The 17,176-nt window shown below is 65.8% G+C and carries 12 protein-coding genes and 1 pseudogene; 11 read left to right on the top strand and 2 right to left on the bottom strand.

The window, feature by feature from the left end:
* Window positions 1–306: 306 nt before the first annotated feature.
* The 4 genes and pseudogenes from mqo to ACRQ5J_RS19385 all read left to right on the top strand — a co-directional run bounded on the left by mqo (window position 307) and on the right by ACRQ5J_RS19385 (window position 7,038).
* Window positions 307–2,025 (top strand): malate dehydrogenase (quinone), encoded by a 1,719-nt coding sequence (mqo, locus tag ACRQ5J_RS19400; RefSeq protein WP_432379008.1) that lies wholly within the window; start codon window positions 307–309, stop codon window positions 2,023–2,025.
* 112 nt (window positions 2,026–2,137) lie between these two features.
* A pseudogene (locus tag ACRQ5J_RS19395) lies at window positions 2,138–4,331 on the top strand (OsmC domain/YcaO domain-containing protein).
* A gap of 204 nt (window positions 4,332–4,535) precedes the next feature.
* On the top strand, window positions 4,536–5,606 hold the full coding sequence (locus tag ACRQ5J_RS19390) for a mechanosensitive ion channel family protein (RefSeq protein WP_432379006.1): 1,071 nt from the start codon (window positions 4,536–4,538) through the stop codon (window positions 5,604–5,606).
* A gap of 46 nt (window positions 5,607–5,652) precedes the next feature.
* Window positions 5,653–7,038 carry an amino acid permease gene (locus tag ACRQ5J_RS19385; RefSeq protein ID WP_432379004.1) on the top strand — a complete coding sequence of 462 codons (1,386 nt, stop codon included), beginning with the start codon at window positions 5,653–5,655 and terminating at the stop codon, window positions 7,036–7,038.
* Here the strand turns inward: ACRQ5J_RS19385 and gcvA are convergent.
* Complete coding sequence (gene gcvA, locus ACRQ5J_RS19380) at window positions 7,035–7,913, bottom strand: transcriptional regulator GcvA (RefSeq protein ID WP_432379002.1); 879 nt, start codon at window positions 7,911–7,913, stop codon at window positions 7,035–7,037. The two genes, ACRQ5J_RS19385 and gcvA, sit on opposite strands and share 4 nt — an antisense overlap.
* Before the next feature lie 105 nt (window positions 7,914–8,018).
* On the opposite strand from gcvA, the gene ACRQ5J_RS19375 reads away from it, so the two are divergent.
* The 4 genes from ACRQ5J_RS19375 to ACRQ5J_RS19360 all read left to right on the top strand — a co-directional run bounded on the left by ACRQ5J_RS19375 (window position 8,019) and on the right by ACRQ5J_RS19360 (window position 12,623).
* The gene (locus ACRQ5J_RS19375; protein ID WP_432379001.1) at window positions 8,019–8,990 is read left to right on the top strand and encodes a quinone oxidoreductase family protein; all 972 of its coding nucleotides are present in this window, start codon (window positions 8,019–8,021) and stop codon (window positions 8,988–8,990) included.
* Window positions 8,991–9,040: 50 nt separating this feature from the next.
* Complete coding sequence (locus ACRQ5J_RS19370) at window positions 9,041–11,245, top strand: ATP-binding protein (RefSeq protein WP_432378999.1); 2,205 nt, start codon at window positions 9,041–9,043, stop codon at window positions 11,243–11,245.
* Window positions 11,242–11,604 (top strand): cupin domain-containing protein, encoded by a 363-nt coding sequence (locus tag ACRQ5J_RS19365; protein ID WP_432378998.1) that lies wholly within the window; start codon window positions 11,242–11,244, stop codon window positions 11,602–11,604. The genes ACRQ5J_RS19370 and ACRQ5J_RS19365 overlap by 4 nt, the downstream gene beginning before the upstream one ends.
* A gap of 71 nt (window positions 11,605–11,675) precedes the next feature.
* On the top strand, window positions 11,676–12,623 hold the full coding sequence (locus ACRQ5J_RS19360) for an AEC family transporter (RefSeq protein WP_432378997.1): 948 nt from the start codon (window positions 11,676–11,678) through the stop codon (window positions 12,621–12,623).
* On the opposite strand, the gene ACRQ5J_RS19355 is transcribed toward ACRQ5J_RS19360, so the two are convergent.
* Window positions 12,561–13,508, bottom strand: a complete 948-nt coding sequence (locus ACRQ5J_RS19355) for a LysR family transcriptional regulator (RefSeq protein WP_432378996.1) — start codon at window positions 13,506–13,508, stop codon at window positions 12,561–12,563. The genes ACRQ5J_RS19360 and ACRQ5J_RS19355 overlap by 63 nt on opposite strands.
* 93 nt (window positions 13,509–13,601) lie before the next feature.
* Between ACRQ5J_RS19355 and ACRQ5J_RS19350 the strand changes: the two genes are divergently transcribed.
* From ACRQ5J_RS19350 to ACRQ5J_RS19340, 3 genes are all read left to right on the top strand, one after another.
* Complete coding sequence (locus ACRQ5J_RS19350) at window positions 13,602–14,540, top strand: 2-hydroxyacid dehydrogenase (RefSeq protein ID WP_432378995.1); 939 nt, start codon at window positions 13,602–13,604, stop codon at window positions 14,538–14,540.
* 204 nt (window positions 14,541–14,744) lie between these two features.
* On the top strand, window positions 14,745–16,091 hold the full coding sequence (locus ACRQ5J_RS19345; protein ID WP_432383692.1) for an MFS transporter: 1,347 nt from the start codon (window positions 14,745–14,747) through the stop codon (window positions 16,089–16,091).
* A 10-nt stretch (window positions 16,092–16,101) separates the two neighbouring features.
* The gene (locus ACRQ5J_RS19340) at window positions 16,102–17,175 is read left to right on the top strand and encodes a porin (RefSeq protein WP_432378993.1); all 1,074 of its coding nucleotides are present in this window, start codon (window positions 16,102–16,104) and stop codon (window positions 17,173–17,175) included.
* Window position 17,176 lies beyond the last annotated feature (1 nt).

Here is a 17,176-nt window from a genome sequence, read left to right as displayed (position 1 = left end):
CCATCCATTCGGGAGGGATATCAATCAAGCTATTCACTATTTTGGAAATTTGCAAAATTTCGGTTAACCACAATGGTTAAACCAGTTTACGTGGACTAATATCCAAGATAGCTGCGTGCCGACGTCCGCGCCCATGCGCGACCCGGCTTCCTGTAGCAAAAACGTTTCTGCCACCCATGCGCATGTGCGCACTCTGCAAGGCCACCGCCTAGGCAACCAGATCCGAAACAGCATCGAGGCTGATCGCGCGACCACGCTCCTGATCAGGCTTGGCCATTGTTTCAATATTTCTTAAGAGGTAAATCCATGAGTGAAACGAACAACAAGAATACGAGCACGGACGCCAAGGGCAGCCGCTTCTCCCGCCGCAAGTTTATCGGCGCAGCGGTTGGCGCCGCAGCGGTCTGGGGCGGCTATTCGGCGTTCTTCGGCGGCCAGTTCCGCGCGGACAAGGCGGACCGCAGCGTCGATGTGCTGCTGATCGGCGGCGGCATCATGAGCGCGACGCTGGGCGTCTACCTGGCCGAGCTGGAGCCGACCTGGACGTACGAAGTGTTCGAGCGTCTGGACAAGGTGGCTGAAGAAAGCTCCAACGGCTGGAACAACGCCGGCACCGGCCACTCGGCGCTGTGCGAACTGAACTACACGCCAATGGACGACAAGGGCAAGGTGCAGATTTCCAAGGCGATCGAAATCAACGAAAGCTTCCAGATCTCCCGCCAGTTCTGGTCGCACCAGGTGCGCAAGGGCATCCTGGGTAGCCCGCGCGAATTCATCAATTCGACGCCGCACATGAACCTGGTCTTCGGCGAGGCCAACCGCGAGTTCATCCGCAAACGCGTCGAGGCGCTGAAGGCGTCGCCGCTGTTTGCCGGCATGGAAATGACCACCGACCCGGTCAAGATCAAAGAGTGGATTCCGATCATGATGGAAGGCCGCAAGGCCGACGAGGTGGTCACCGCCACCCGCTCGCCGCTGGGCACCGACGTCAACCTCGGCGCCATCACCCGCCAGTTCTACGCCCACCTGACCGAGCGCGCCAAGGTGAAGATTTCGACCGGCTACGAAGTACGCTCGATCACCCGCAACGACGACGGTTCGTGGCGCGTGTCGGCCTTCGACATCAAGGACAAGTCCAGGATTCAGACCGTGGATGCCAAGCGCATCTTCATCGGCGCCGGCGGCGCGGCGCTGCCGCTGCTGCAACTGTCGGGCATTCCTGAAGCCAAGCAGTACGGCGGGTTCCCGGTCGGCGGCGAGTTCCTGGTGACCGAGAACCCGGCCATCACCTCGCGCCACCTGGCCAAGGTGTACGGCCTGGCCGATACCGGCTCGCCGCCGATGTCGGTGCCGCACCTCGATACCCGCGTGCTGGACGGCAAGACCGTACTGCTGTTCGGCCCGTTCGCCACCTGGTCGAGCAAGTTCCTCAAGAACGGTTCCTACTTCGATATCGCCAAGGCGACCACGCCGTCGAACATCATTCCGCAGCTGCAAGTGGGCATGAACGAATTCGCGCTGGTCAAATACCTGGCGCAGCAGCTGGAGCTGTCGAAGGAAGAGAAAATGGCCGCGCTGCGCCAGTACATGCCGGAAGCGAAAGACGCGGACTGGCGCCTGTGGCAGGCCGGCCAGCGTGTGCAGATCATCAAGAACATTCCGGGCCAGGGCGGCGTGCTCAAGCTGGGCACGGAAGTGGTGGTGTCGGCAGACCGTTCGGTGTCGGCGCTGCTGGGCGCGTCGCCAGGCGGCTCGACCTCGCCGGCCATCATGCTGTCGCTGCTGGAGAAGGTGTTCCCGGACCGCATGAAGACGCCGGCCTGGCACGACAAGATCCGCGAGATCGTGCCGTCGTATGGCAAAAAGCTCAACGAGCATCCGGACCTGCTGGCGGCCGAGTGGGCCGCCACCGCCGAAACGCTGCAACTGGCGATCGCCTCGCCGAGCCTGGAAAACTTCGCGCCGTCCACCGCGCCGGCCGAGCAGCCGGGCGTGGTGAAAAAAGTGCCGGACATCGCGCTGTAAGCCACCCGGGTGGCGCATGCGGGGGAACTGACATAAACTGTGTTATACTCCCAAGCTATTGATTTGAAAGGGCAGCCAGGGTGGCTGCCCTTTTGCTTTTTTCGGAATCCCCATGGAAATCAAGGTTAACTTTCTAGACAAGCTGCGTCTCGAAGCCAAGTTCGACGACTTCACCGTGATCGCCGACCAGCCGATCCGCTACAAGGGCGACGGCTCGGCGCCGGGTCCGTTCGACTACTTCCTGGCCTCGTCGGCCCTGTGCGCCGCCTACTTCGTCAAGCTGTACTGCAACACGCGCAACATCCCGACCGAGAACATCCGCCTGTCGCAGAACAATATCGTCGACCCGGAAAACCGCTACAAGCAGATCTTCAAGATCCAGGTCGAGCTGCCGGAGGATATTTCCGAGAAAGACCGCCAGGGCATCCTGCGATCGATCGACCGCTGCACGGTGAAAAAAGTGGTGCAGGAGGGGCCGGACTTCGTCATCGAGGAAGTGGCCAACCTGGACGAGGACGCGCAAGCGCTGCTGACCGTCAAGGCCGACGCCGGCGCCAGCACCTTCATCCCCGGCAAGGACTTGCCGCTGGAGCAGACCATCGCCAATATGTCGGCGGTGATGGCTAAGCTCGGCATCAAGATCGAGATCGCCTCGTGGCGCAACATCGTGCCCAATGTGTGGTCGCTGCATATCCGCGACGCGCATTCGCCGATGTGCTTCACCAACGGCAAGGGCGCGACCAAGGAAAGCGCGCTGGCCTCGGCGCTGGGCGAGTATATCGAGCGCCTGAGCAATAACCATTTCTACGCCGGCGCCTTCTGGGGCGAGGACATCGCCAACGCCGAGTTCGTCCACTATCCGGACGAGCGCTGGTTCAAGCCGGGCCGCAAGGACGCGCTGCCGCCGGAGATACTCGACGAGTACACGCTGGAGATCTACAACCCGGACGGCGAGCTGCGCGGCTCGCACCTGATCGACACCAACTCCGGCAACACCGCGCGCGGCATCTGCTCGCTGCCGTTCGTGCGCCAGTCCGACGGCGAGACGGTGTATTTCCCGTCCAACCTGATCGAGAACCTGTACGCCAGCAACGGCATGAGCGCCGGTAACACGCTGGCCGAGGCGCAGGTGCAGTGCCTGTCGGAGATTTTCGAGCGCGCCGTCAAGCGCGAAATCCTCGAAGGCGAAATCGCCTTGCCGGACGTGCCGCCAGCCGTGCTGGCGAAGTATCCCGGCATCGTGGCCGGCATCCAGGGACTGGAGGAGCAGGGCTTCCCGGTGCTGGTGAAGGACAGCGTCGCTGGGCGGCGTCTACCCGGTGATGTGCGTGACGCTGATGAATCCGCGCACCGGCGGCGTGTTCGCCTCGTTCGGCGCGCACCCGAGCCTGGAAGTGGCGCTGGAACGCAGCCTGACCGAGTTGATGCAGGGCCGCAGTTTCGAGGGCCTGAACGACCTGCCGCGCCCGACCTTCGCCAGCGAGGCGGTGACCGAGCCGTACAACTTCGTCGAGCACTTCATCGATTCCAGCGGCGTGGTGTCGTGGCGCTTCTTCAGCGCCAAGGCCGATTACGACTTCGTCGAGTGGGACTTCTCCGGCCATGGCGCCAACTCCAACGCCGACGAGGCGGCCACGTTGCTGGCCATCCTGGAACAGATGGGCAAGGAAGTCTACACCGCCGTCTACGACCAGCTGGGCGCGACCGCCTGCCGCATCCTGGTGCCGGGCTATTCGGAAGTGTATCCGGTGGAAGACCTGGTCTGGGACAACACCAACAAGTCGCTGCTGTTCCGCGAAGATGTGCTGAACCTGCACCGCCTCGACGACGACCAGCTGGAAGCGCTGCTGGAGCGCCTGGAGAACAACGAGCTGGACGAGTACGGCGACATCGCCACGCTGATCGGCATCGAGTTCGACGAGAACACCGTGTGGGGCCAGCTGACCGTGCTGGAATTGCGTTTGCTGATCAACCTGGCCTTGCAGCAGTTCGAGGAGGCGCAGGAGCTGGTCGGCGCCTTCCTGCAATACAACGACAATACCGTCGAGCGCGGCCTGTTCTATCAGGCGCTGAGCGCGGTGCTGGAAGTGGTGCTGGACGATGACATGGAAATGGACGAGTACGAAGTCAACTTCCGCCGCATGTTCGGCAACGAGCGCATGGACGCGGTGCTGGGTTCGGTGGACGGCAGCGTGCGCTTCTACGGCCTGACGCCGACCAGCATGCGGCTCGAAGGCCTGGAGCGCCACGCGCGCCTGATCGACAGCTACAAGAAACTGCACGCGGCCCGCGCCAGGGCGCGCTAAGCGCGGCGTGGGCGGGCAGAAACCCGCGCACGCCTGAATCCAGGTGCATGCGGGCTCATGCCCTGGATGTTACAATCACCGCTCTCAAGCGCGTCACGGCAGCAGCCGCTGGCGCCCACCCATCCTGCCAACGCGGCGCCTCCGGCGCCTGCGCTTGTGTTTATCACCAGGCCGGCGCGCCAGCGCCGGGCGCACGGGAGACCGATGAATTACGTTCTGTTTAAAAACGACCTCACCACCTGGGCCATCGCCCTCGCCATCACCTTCGCTGTATCACTGCTGCTGTACTCGATTCGCCGCGTCGCCGTCTGCCGGCTGGACCGCTACGCGCAAACCACCACCACCTATGTCGATGACGCCGCCGTCAAGGTCCTGAGCGCCACCCATCCGCTGTTCATCATCATGATGGGCCTGCTGGCCGGCTCGCAGTGGCTGGAAATGTCCGAGCTGGCCACGCTGCGGCTGACGCGCGTGGCGCTGGCGGCCGGGCTGCTGCAAGTGGCGCGCTGGGGCGACGTCGCCGTGCGCGAGTGGCTGGAGCACTACCGCCGCCAGCGCATCGCCGAGGACATCGCCAGCACCACCTCGACCGCCGTGCTGGGCTTCCTGCTGCGCCTGGCGCTATGGGTGGTGATCCTGCTGATGATACTGGATAACTTCGGCGTCAACATCACCACGCTGGTGGCCAGTCTCGGGATCGGCGGTATCGCGGTGGCGCTGGCCTTGCAGAATATCCTTGGCGACCTGCTGTCGTCGCTGTCGATCGTGCTCGACAAGCCGTTTGTCGTGGGCGACTTCATCATCATCGACGACATCGCCGGCACGGTCGAGCACATCGGCCTGAAGACCACCCGTATCCGCAGCCTCAGCGGCGAGCAGATCGTCTTCTCCAACAGCGACATGCTGAAGAGCCGCATCCGCAACCTCAAGCGCATGGAGACGCGCCGCATCGTGTTCCCGATCGCCGTGACCTACCAGACCAGCAAAGACAATGTGCGGCGCATCCCGCAGCTGTTGCAGGAGGCGGTCGAAGCGCAGCCGCTGGCGCAGTTCGACCGCGCCCACTTCAAGGCCTGCGGGCCGTCGGCGCTGGAGTTCGAGACGGTGTACATCGTGCAAAGCGCCGAGTACCGGGTCTACATGGACATCCAGCAGAACATCAACCTGATGCTGTTCGAGCGTTTCGCCGAACTCGGTATCAGCTTTGCCCATCCGACGCAAACACTGTATCTGGCGCGCCACGGCCAGCAGAGGGTCAGCGCTGCTCCAGTATAATGCCGGACCGCCGGGAGGCGACCCCAACAAAAAGGAGGCAGTGAGAGTGAGTATTTTCAGAACCAAGGATTTCGATGCCATGCGCGCGGCCACCACCCAACCGGGCGGCCTGCGCAAGGTGCTGGGTCCTGTCGATTTGATCCTGCTGGGCATCGGCGCCATCGTCGGCACCGGCATCTTTGTCCTGACCGGCAGCGGCGCCACCACGGCCGGCCCGGCGCTGGCGCTGTCGTTCGTGGTGGCCGCGCTGGCCTGCGGCTTCGCCGCGCTGTGCTATGCCGAGTTCGCCTCCATCCTGCCGGTCGCCGGCGGCATTTACACCTATAGCTACGCCATCCTCGGCGAAATCATCGCCTGGATGATCGGCTGGGACCTGATACTGGAATACGGGTTGGTGACGTCGGCGGTGTCGGTCGGCTGGTCCGGCTACTTCCAGTCGCTGCTGAGCGGCTTCGGCCTGCATATCCCGGTGGCGCTGTCGGCCGCGCCGGGCGCGATTCCGGGCGTGACCACGTTCTTCAACCTGCCGGCCTTCTGCATCATGATGCTGCTAACCGTCATGCTGTCGCTGGGCGTGCGTGAATCGGTGCGCGTCAACAACATCATGGTGGTGGTCAAGATCGGCGTGGTGCTGATGTTCATCCTGGTTGGCGCGCGCCATGTGGCGCCGGCCAACTGGCAGCCGTTCATGCCGTTCGGCGTGACCGGCGTGATGAGCGCGGCGGCGCTGGTGTTCTTCGCCTTCATCGGCTTCGACGCGGTGACCACGGCCGCCGAAGAGGTCAAGAATCCCAAGCGTGACCTGCCGATCGGCATCATCGGCTCGCTGGCCGGCTGCACCATCCTGTACGTGGTGGTGTCGCTGATCATGACCGGCATCGTGCCGTTCGCCCAGTTCAAGGGCATCGACCACCCGGTTTCGCTGGCGCTGCAATTCGCCGGTGAAAACTGGTTTGCCGGCTTTGTCGACCTGGGCGCGATCCTGGGCATGAGCACGGTGATCCTGGTGATGGCCTTCGGCCAGACCCGCGTGCTGTACGCGATGTCGCGCGACGGCCTGCTGCCGAAAAGCCTGTCGTCGCTGAACAAGGCTGGCACGCCGATCGTCTCGACCTGGCTGGTCGGCATCGTCTTTGGCCTGCTGGGCGCGCTGGTTCCGCTGCAAGTGCTGGGCGAGCTGGCCAACATCGGCACGCTGACGGCGTTCTGCCTGGTGTCGGTGGCGGTGCTGGTGCTGCGCAAGAAGCGTCCCGACCTGCCGCGCGCGTTCCGCTGCCCTGGCGTGCCGGTGGTGCCGGTGCTGGCCATCCTGTTCTGCGGCGCGCTGATGGCCTTCCTCAGCGCGGTGACCTGGATCGCCTTCCTGATCTGGCTGGCGATTGGCCTGGTGGTCTACTTCACCTACGCGCGCCACCGCTCGGCGCTGAACTAGGCGTCAGACGTCCGCTGGCGCAGCCACGCCACGAAGGCCCGGCCATTGGCCGACAGTGGCGGCTGCGCCGGATGGACAATGTAATAGGCGGACCCGGCCGGCAAAGCCGCGCCGGGCAGCCTGACCAGATGGCCGGCCGCCAGATCGTCGCCAGCCAGCACGGCGCGCGCCAGCGCCACGCCCTGGCCCGCCACCGCCGCCTGCACCAGCAGGCCGGAGTCGGTGTAGACGAAGGTATTCTTCGGTTCCGGCAGCGTCAATCCCATCGCTGCAAACCAGCTTGCCCACTGCACATGCGTGTCGCGTAGCAGCGGCATGTCCCGCATGTCCTCCGGCCCGGCGGGCAGGCGGCCGCCGTTGAAGCGTGGGCTGCATACCGGGATCAATTCCTCATCCATCAGCTTTTCTGCTGCCGTGCCCGGCCATGCGCCCCGGCCATAGCGGATCGCCAGGTCCAGCCCATCGCGGCCGAAGTCCGCCAGCTCGGTCGTCGTGTGCAGGTGCAAATCGATGTGCGGATGCCGGGCGCGGAAGTCCGGCAGGCGCGGCAGCAGCCAGCGCGCCGCGAACGAGGGCAGGGCGCTGATCCGCAGCGGTCCATGCATGGCATCGGCGCGCACCTCGGCCACCACGTCCTCCAACTGCGCCAGCGCCGCGTTCAGCTTGACGGCGAAGGCGGCGCCGGCCGGCGTGAGCACGATGCCGCGTCCCTTGCGGGCGATCAGCCGCACCGCCAGTTGCTGCTCCAGGTTTTTGATCTGATGGCTGACCGCGCCGTGCGTCAGGTGCAGCTCGTCCGCCGCGCGGCTGATGCTGAGATGGCGCGCGGCCGAGGCGAAGGCGCGCAGGGCGGTGAAAGGGGGCAGTGGCGGCATGGTGTCGACATATGAAATTGATTCACATGTTACCGGAAAAATCATCCATGGTTGCGCCGACGCCGGCTCCCTACAATGCCGGCACACAGACTACGGAGCGACCCCATGCAAGCATTGACGTTTGACACCTTCGGCGGCCCCGAGGTGCTGCAACTGTGCCAGCTCGACGACCCGCCGGTGCCGGCGGGTCATATCCAGCTGGCCATGCGCGCCATCGGCCTCAACTTTGCCGACATTTACCGCCGCCGCGGCGAGTATCACCTGGCCGGCGCCGCGCCGCACATCTCCGGCTACGAAGGCGCGGGCGAGGTGGTGGCCATCGGCGAGGGCGTCAGCGGCTACGCGCTGGGCGACCGCATCGGTTTTGCCGACGTGCCGTTCGCCAATGCCACGCGGGTCAACGTACCGGTCGCGCACGCGCTGCCGCTGCCGCCGGCTGTCAGCTATGTGGACGCGGCGGCCGTGCTGCTGCAAGGGCTGACCGCGCAATACCTGGTCGAAGACAGCTACGCGCTGCGGGCCGGCGACCATGTGCTGATCCACGCGGCGGCCGGCGGCGTCGGCCAGTATCTGCTGCAGTTCGCGGTGGCGCGCGGGGCGCGGGCGATCGCGCTGGCGTCCACGCCGGCCAAGCGCGCTATCGCCGCGCGGCTGGGCGCGGCGCACACGCTGGGCTACGACGGCGATTGGGTGGAACAGGCGCGCACGTGGAGCGGCGGCGGCGTCCACGTCGCTTACGACGCGGTTGGCGTGACGCTGGCCGACAGCCTGCGGGCGGTGCGCCAGCGCGGCACGCTGGTCAGCTATGGCATGGCGGGCGGCATGCCGCCGCCGCTGGACGTGCGCCGGCTGATGGAGGCGTCGAAAACGCTGGTTGGCGGCGACCTGTGGGATTACCTCGACAGCGCGGCGGCGCGCCGGCACAGGGCCGGGCGCCTGTTCGACGCGCTGGGCAGCGGCGCCATCCGCCTGCCGGCGGTGGAGACGTTCCCGCTGTCGCGCGGCGCCGACGCGCACCGGCGGCTGGAAGACCGTAGCTTTGCAGGCAAGATCGTAATGCTGCCCGACTCTGCATAAAGGTAGAGTAAAATCACGCGCTATTAACCATAATTCCAGCGAGTGATTTCTTGACCAACAGCCCACCGGTACGCGCGCTGCGCGCCGCCTTGTCCAAGCGTATGCGCACGCTGGACGAGGGCGACCAGGACCTGCAGGGCTGGCGCAACCGGCTGTTGAACGGCCTGTGCGCGGTGGCGTTCTGGCTCGGCCTGCTGGCGGCGCTGCCCAGCATGTGGGCCGGCGCGCGGCAGGGGCACTGGCTGCTGCTGGCGGTGGATGTGTTCTCGCTGGCCGGCATGGCGGTGCTGAACTACCGCCACGACATCGCCTACCGCTGGCGCGCCTTCGGGCTGCTGGGCATCGCCTACCTGCTGTCGGTCGGGCTGCTGTTTTCGCTGGGGCCGCTGTCGCAGATCTATCTGCTGGCGGTGCCGGTGCTGTTCACCGTGCTGATCGGCACCAAGGCGGCCTTGCTGGCGCTGCTGTGGTGCAGCGCCACGCTGTTTCTTGCCGGTCACTTTGGCGGGCTGGAACCGGGCATGGCGGTGATCGCCGTCACGCCGCTGGTGCACTGGATTGTTGTCTCCCTGAATTTCCTGCTGGTGTCGGCCGTGCTGAGCGTGTCGTGCGCCTACCTGCTGCACGGACTGGGCGGTTCGCTGGTGCGTGAGCGCGTGATTCACGCGCGCAATGCCGAGTCGCTGGCGGCGCGGCGCGCGGCCGAAGTCTCCAACCAGCTCAAGAGCGACTTCCTGGCCATGATCAGCCACGAGGTGCGCACGCCGCTGGGCGGCGTGATCGGCATGCTGCGCTCGGCGCTGAAAGATTCCGCGCTGACGGCGCACACGCGCGACCGCCTGCGCCTCAGCCTGAGCAACGCCGAGGTGCTGCTCCAGATCATCAACGACATCCTCGACTTTTCGCGCCTGGAAGCCGGCAAGATGCCGCTGGAGCGCCTCGACTTCGACCTGCCCGCGCTGGTGCATGACGTGGTCAGCCTGCTGGCCGGGCGGGCCGAGGCCAAGGGCGTATCGCTGGTGGCTGAAGTCGACCCGGCGTTGTCGGCCTGGTGGCGCGGCGACCCGACGCGGCTGCGGCAGGTGGTGGTCAATCTGGCCGGCAACGGCATCAAGTTCACCGAGCGCGGCGAGGTGCGCCTGACGGTGGCCGGGCAGGATGGCGGCGTCGTCATCACCGTGCGCGACTCCGGCATCGGCATCGAGCCGGCGGCGCTGGCGCGGCTGTTCCAGAAATTCGAGCAGGCGGACGCGGCCACGTCGCGCAAGTATGGCGGCGCCGGGCTGGGCCTGGCCATCTGCAAGCACATCGTCGTCGCCATGGGCGGGCGGATCGAGGCCAGCAGCCAGCCGGGCGTGGGCAGCGTGTTCCGTGTCCACCTGCCGCTGGAGCGCGGCGAGCCGGCCGCCATCGTGCAGGAAGAGCAGCGCCGGCCGCATGCCGGCCGCCTGTCCGTGCTGTGCGCGGAAGATGGCAGCACCAACCAGCTGATCCTGCGCGAGCTGCTGACGCACATGGGCCATGCCGTTACCATTGTCGAGGACGGCTTGCTGGCGCTGGAAGCGCTGGCCGCGCGCGATTACGACCTGGTAATCATGGACGGCCGCATGCCGCGCATGGACGGCATCGCCGCCGTGCAGCGCCTGCGCGCCGGGCTGGACGGCGTGCGCGACGCCGCCTTGCCGGTGATCGCGCTGACCGCCAACGTCAGCGCCGAGGAACGCCAGCGTTTCCTGGAAGCCGGCGCCAGCGCCTTCCTGGCCAAGCCGATCGACGAGCACGAACTGCACAACGAAATCGCACGGCAACTGGACCTGCTGCTGGCGCAAGGCAAGCCGCTGTTCGGCGAACGGCATGCGCCGGCACCGGCGGTGCTGGACGCGATGTTCGGCGTCACCACCGAGCCATTGCCAACGCCGATGCCGGTGGCTGAAATCGGTGACAAGCTCTACTACGCCATGCGCGCCGCCTTCGTGGTCGAAGGGCCGCGCCTGCTGGAAGTGGCGCAGCGCGGCGTCGACCAGGGTGACGCCACGGCGGTGGCGCTGGCCGCGCACAGCATGATGGGCGCCGCCGCCTTCCTCGGCGCCGACCAGCTGCACGCCTGCTGCGCGCACATTGAAAAACTGGCCGACGCCGGCCAGATGGACGCCATCGCGCCGCACCTGGGCGCGCTGCGCCAGGCGCTGGCGCTGGCCTTGCGCGAGATGGCGCCCGAGCGCGCCACCCATTCCGGAGGATCATCAGGATCATGAGCAGCATTACCGAGTTCAGCAAACAATCGCCAGCACCCAAGTATGACCATCCGCGCCCGGAGCGGCGGCTGGATGGGAATCCGCGGCGCACCACCTGGAACCATTTCAGCAACGCCAGCGGCGAAGTCAGCGCCGGCGTCTGGGCTTGCGAAAAGGGTAGCTGGCGCATCGCCTTTGGCCCGCACAAGGATGAATATTTCTACGTGATCGAAGGGCGCTGCCGCGTCATCGACGAAGACGGCCACGCCGCCGAAGCCGGTCCCGGCGACGCGCTCGTCATTCCCGCCAACTTCAAGGGCGTCTTTGAAGTCGTCGAGCCGGTCAGGAAGCACTACGTCATCGTCGACCGCGCGGGCTGAGTTCCGGGCGCGGAGCGCGTGGTAAGATAACCGTTTTCCCCGACGCCGCTCCGTAGGCCCGCCCCCCAGGCATGCTTGAAATCCTCGCCATTACCTGTCCGATTTATCTTGTTGTGCTGGCCGGGTATGTGGCCACCCGCAGCGGCCTGTTTGCCCGCGCCGACATGCAGGTGTTCGGCAAGTTTGTCTTCAACCTGGCGCTGCCGGCGCTGATCTTTAACGCGCTGGCGCAGCGGCACATCGGCGATATCCTGCACCCGGCTTATCTGCTGTCTTACCTGTTCGGCTCGCTGTTGATGCTGGTGCTGGCGTATATGACCGGCCGCCGCGTGCTCAAGCTGACCATGCTGCGCAGCACCTTCATGGCGATGGGCGTGTCCTGCTCCAACAGTAGCTTCATCGGTTTCCCGATCCTGATGCTGATGGTGGCGCCGGTGGCTGGCGTGGCGCTGGGCCTGAACGTCATCATCGAGAACCTGGTGATGCTGCCGCTGCTGCTGGCGATGGCCGAGCATGGCCGCGACGGCAGCGCCGGCGCCTGGCACCAGGTGCTGCGCCAGTCGGCACAGCGCTTGATGAAGAACCCGCTGGTAATTGCGGTGACGGTTGGCCTGGCGGTCAGCCTGTCCGGGCTGACGCTGCCGCAGCCGGTGGTGCGCACCGTCAACCTGTTTGCGAATGCCAGCGGCGGCCTGTCGCTGTTTGCCGTCGGCGGCATGCTGGTCGGCCTATCGCTGAGCGCTGGCTGGCAGCGCGTGGTGCCGCTGGTGATGGGCAAGCTGATCGGCCATCCGCTGGCGGTGCTGCTGGTCGCCACGCTGGTGCCGCTGCTCGGCGTCACGCCGATGACGCCGCAATTGCGCGCCGCCGCCTTGCTGATGGCGGCCATGCCGATGCTGAGCATTTATCCGATCCTCGGCCAGGCCTACGGCGAGGCCGACCGCAGCGCCACCGCCTTACTGATTTGTATGGTCGCGTCCTTCTTCACCCTCAGCGGCTGGATGTGGCTGCTGCACTGAGCTGAAGTGGCTGGAGGCGAAGCCGAGCAGCGCCTGTAGCGCCGGGTTGCGGTGATCCGGCCGCCACGCCATGTACAGGTCGGCGAAGGCGGTGGCGTCGGCCAGCGCGCGGAAGGCCACGCCGCGCACATTGAAGTGCTGCGCCGAGGCCGGCACGATGGCGATGCCGAGGCCGGCGCGCACCAGGCCGACGATGCTGTGCGTCTGGCTGATGTGCTGTACATAGTCCGGCAACACGCGCGGGCCGTGCAGCAGGGCGTGGATCAGGTCGTGGAAGTATTTGCCCTCGTCGGGCGAGTACATGATGAAGCGCTGGCGGTGCAAGGCCGTCAGCGGCACTTGTTCCAGCGCCGCCAGCGGATGCTGCTCCGGCATGGCCAGCAGCAACGGCTCGCTGGCGATTAGCTGGAAGTGCAGCGCGCTCGGCGTGTTCAGCGGCCGCACGAAGCCGAGGTCGATGGTGCCGGCGTCGAGCGCGGCAAACTGCCCGACCGAGACCATTTCCTTCAGCAGCAGCGTGATGCCGGGCAGTTGCGCGCTGGCGGCGGCGATCAGCGACGGAATCAGCTCATAGCCGGAGACGGCGGTAAATCCCAGCGTGACCTTGCCCGCCTCGCCGGCGCCGAACTGGCGCGCCGACAGCGCGGCCTGCTCGGCAAAATCCAGCAACCGGCGGGCGTCGATCAGGAACACGCGGCCGGCGGCCGTCAGCCGCACGCTGCGGCTGGTGCGCTCGAACAGCTGCACGCCCAGCGCGTGTTCGAGCAACTGGATATGGCGGGTGAGGGGAGGCTGCGTCATGTGCAGGCGCTCGGCGGCGCGGCCAAAATGCAATTCCTCGGCCACGGTGACGAAGCAGCGCAGCTGGTTGAATTCGATATTCATTCCGATTTTTGAATTGATTGATAGTCATTATAGCTTAGAAATATAACGATAGCCTGCCTATAATCGACTCGTCGTACAACTGAAAGAGTCGTCATGTCGCCAGCTATCTTATTGATTTCCCCCGTCCTTCCCGAGCTGGACCGCCAGCTTGCCGAGCGCTACACCGTCCACCGCCTGTACCAGCATCCCGACAGGGATGGCTATCTGCGCGAGCATGGCCACGGCATCGCCGGCGTGGTTACCGGCGGCGCGCTGGGCATCAGCACGGCGATGATGGAGCAGCTGCCCGCGCTGAAGATCGTCACCATCAACGGCATCGGCACCGATGCGGTTGATCTGGCCTACGCCCGGCGCCGGGGCATCCATGTGACCACCACGCCGGACGTGCTGACCGCCGACGTCGCCGATCTGGCCATCGGCCTGGCGATCGCCACGCTGCGCGGCCTGTGCACCGGTGACCGCTACGTGCGCGGCGGCGACTGGGGCCGCAAGCCGCTGGCGCTGGCCAACAAGTTTTCCGGCAAGCGGGTCGGCATCGTTGGCCTTGGGCGTGTCGGCAAGGCGATCGCCAGGCGCGCGGCAGCCTTCGATTGCCCGGTCAGCTATATCGACCGCCGCGAGCACACGGACCTGCCATATCAATACGTGAGCGATTTGCTGCAACTGGCGCGCGGCAGCGAGGTGCTGGTGCTGGCCGCGTCGGCCGACGACGGCAAGGCCATCGTCGATGCCGCCATGCTCGATGCGCTGGGGCCGAAGGGCGTGCTGATTAACATCGCGCGCGGCAAGCTGGTTGATGAGGACGCGCTGGTGCAGGCCTTGCAGCAGGGGCGCATCGCCGGGGCCGGCCTCGACGTGTTTGTCGACGAGCCGCATGTGCCGGAGGCCTTGTGGACGATGGAGAACGTGGTGCTGCAACCGCACCGCGCCAGCGCCACCGAGGAAACACGGCGCGACATGGGCCAGATCATTCTCGATAACCTGGCCGCTTACTTTGCCGGAGAGCGGCCGCCGACCAGCGTGACCGCGTAGCGGAATACCACCAGCCCGGCGACCCATAACAACAACAGGCGGCGGGAACTTTGAACAGAGGAGACACCTATGAGCAAATTCACCCCGCCGGAAGCGGGCGCGGTCGCGCAGGCCGCCAACGCAGCGATTGCCGCTAATGCTGCCAACGCCGCTAAGGCCGCCAATGCCGCCAATGCCACCAACGCCGCCCCCTTGGGCCGCGGCCTGGCCCGCGCAGGTGCAGGCGCAGCGGCGGCAGCTGTCCCGAACGCCGGCCGCTTCCGCTATGTCATTCTGGCGCTGATCTTCGTCGCCACCGTCATCAACTATGCCGACCGCGCCACGCTGTCCATTGCCGGCACCGCCGTCTCGGCCGACCTCGGCATGAGTCCCAGCCAGTTGGGCATCGTCTTCTCCGCCTTTGCCTGGGCCTACGTGATCGGCCAGATTCCGGGCGGCTGGCTGCTGGATCGCTACGGCGCGCGGCGCGTCTACGGCGCCAGCATCGTGCTGTGGTCGCTCTGCACGCTGGCGCAGGGCTTCGTCCACTTCAGCGCCGGCGTGGCGATGGCGGTGGCCTCGCTGTTCCTGCTGCGCTTCATCCTCGGCCTGGTCGAATCGCCGGCCTTTCCCGGCAACGCCCGCGTGGTGTCGACCTGGTTCCCGACCGGCGAGCGCGGCCTTGCCACCGCGCTGTTCAACTCGGCGCAATACCTGGCGGTGGTGTTGTTCACGCCGCTGATGGCATGGCTGACCCACGTGTTCGGCTGGCAGCATGTATTCGTCTTCATGGGCTGCCTCGGCCTAGCGCTGGCAGTCTGCTGGTACTGGCTGATGGGCGAGCCCAAAACCCACCGCCACATGTCCAGGCAGGAACTGGCCTACATCGAAGCCAACGGCGCGCTGACCTCGCTGGACAACGGCATCGACAGCGCCAAGCCCAAGCAGAAATGGGCCGAAGCGAAGCAACTGTTCACCAGCCGCATGATGTGGGGCGTGTACATCGGCCAATATTGCATCACCGCGCTGACCTACTTCTTCATCACCTGGTTCCCGATCTACCTCATCAAGGGACGCGGCATGACCGTCATGACGGTTGGCCTGGTGGCGGTGCTGCCGGCGATCTGCGGCTTCGCCGGTGGTATCATAGGCGGCGCGCTGTCGGATTACCTGATCCGGCGCGGCATGTCGGCCTCCACCGCCCGCAAGATTCCCTTCATGGCAGGCATGGGTTTGTCGAGCTGCGTGGTGGCGGCCAATTTCGTCGACACCAATAGCGCCGTCGTGGCCATCATGGCTCTGGCGTTCTTCGGCAAGGGGCTGGGCGCGGTAGGCTGGGCGGTCGTATCCGACACCGCACCGCGTGAAATGACCGGCCTGTGCGGCGGCGTATTCAACGGGCTGGGCAACGTCGCCGGTATCGTCACGCCAATTGTCATCGGTTATGTCGTAGCCACCACCGGCTCGTTCAACGATGCACTGTGGTTCGTCGGCGCGCATGGCGTGCTGGCCATTCTTGCCTACGGCGTGCTGGCGGGTCCGTTCCAACGGCTGGTGATCCAGCAGAAGTAAGAAGCAGATTATGAAGATTCAGCATCACTTGATGGCTGCCGCGCTGGCGGCCTCCTTCGGCAGCGCCGCTGCCCAATCCAATGTCACGCTGTATGGCATCGTCGACCTCGGCCTGGTGGCCGAGCGCGGCGGCGTCAACGGCGCCCTGAACAAGATCAGCAGCGGCGCCGGTTCGGTTTCGCGCTTTGGCCTGCGCGGCACGGAAGACCTGGGCGGCGGCCTGTCGGCCATCTTCACGCTGGAGTCCGGCGTCAAGGCCGACACTGGCGAACAGGACAACGCCGGCGTGCTGTTCCAGCGGCAGTCGTGGATGGGCTTGCGCAGCAAGACCTGGGGCACGCTGACGCTGGGCCGGCAGTACACGCCGTTCTACACCACGTTCTCGAACTATGCCGACCCGTTCGGCACCAACTACGCCGGCACCGCGCGCAACCTGTTCCCGGTCAGCGGCGCCACCACGCGCGTCAGCAACTCGGTGCTGTACGCGTCGCCGGAGTTCAACGGCTTTAGCGCCGATGTGCAGGTGGCGCTGGGCGAGCAGGCCGGCTCGCTCACGGCGGGCCGCCAGACCAGCTATGCGCTGACCTATCACAAGAGCGCGCTGAACGTGCGCGTCGGCCGCCTGGAGCGCAACAGCGACATCTCCGGCGGCGCCGACCACGACAGCGGCAGCAACACCATCCTGGCCGCCAACTACGACTTCGGCAGCATCAAGCTGTACGGTGCGTATGAGGCGGACAAGGGCTACAACGTCGGCACCTTGCCGAACACATCCCACCCGTATGGCGGCGTACCGCCGACGCCATCCGACAATTCGCGCGAGCTGATCGTCGGTTTCACCATGCCGCTGGGGAAGGGCAGCCTGATCGCTTCGCACATCCACAAGGACGACCGCAGCAGCTTTAACCAGGATGCGCGGCAGAACGCCATCGGCTACGTCTACCCGCTGAGTCCGCGCACCAATGTGTACACGGCCTACGCCCACATCGACAACAGGAACGGCGCCGGCTACACGGTCGGCAATAACGGCGAGGTTGGCAGCGGCGACAGCGCGTTCAACCTCGGCTTGCGGCACAGTTTCTGAC

Origin of the sequence: Duganella sp. P38 (assembly GCF_050859475.1) — a bacterium.
Classification (GTDB): domain Bacteria; phylum Pseudomonadota; class Gammaproteobacteria; order Burkholderiales; family Burkholderiaceae_D; genus Rugamonas.
Note: the sequence above shows the minus strand (reverse complement) of the source record. Positions and strands in the feature narration are given on the sequence as shown.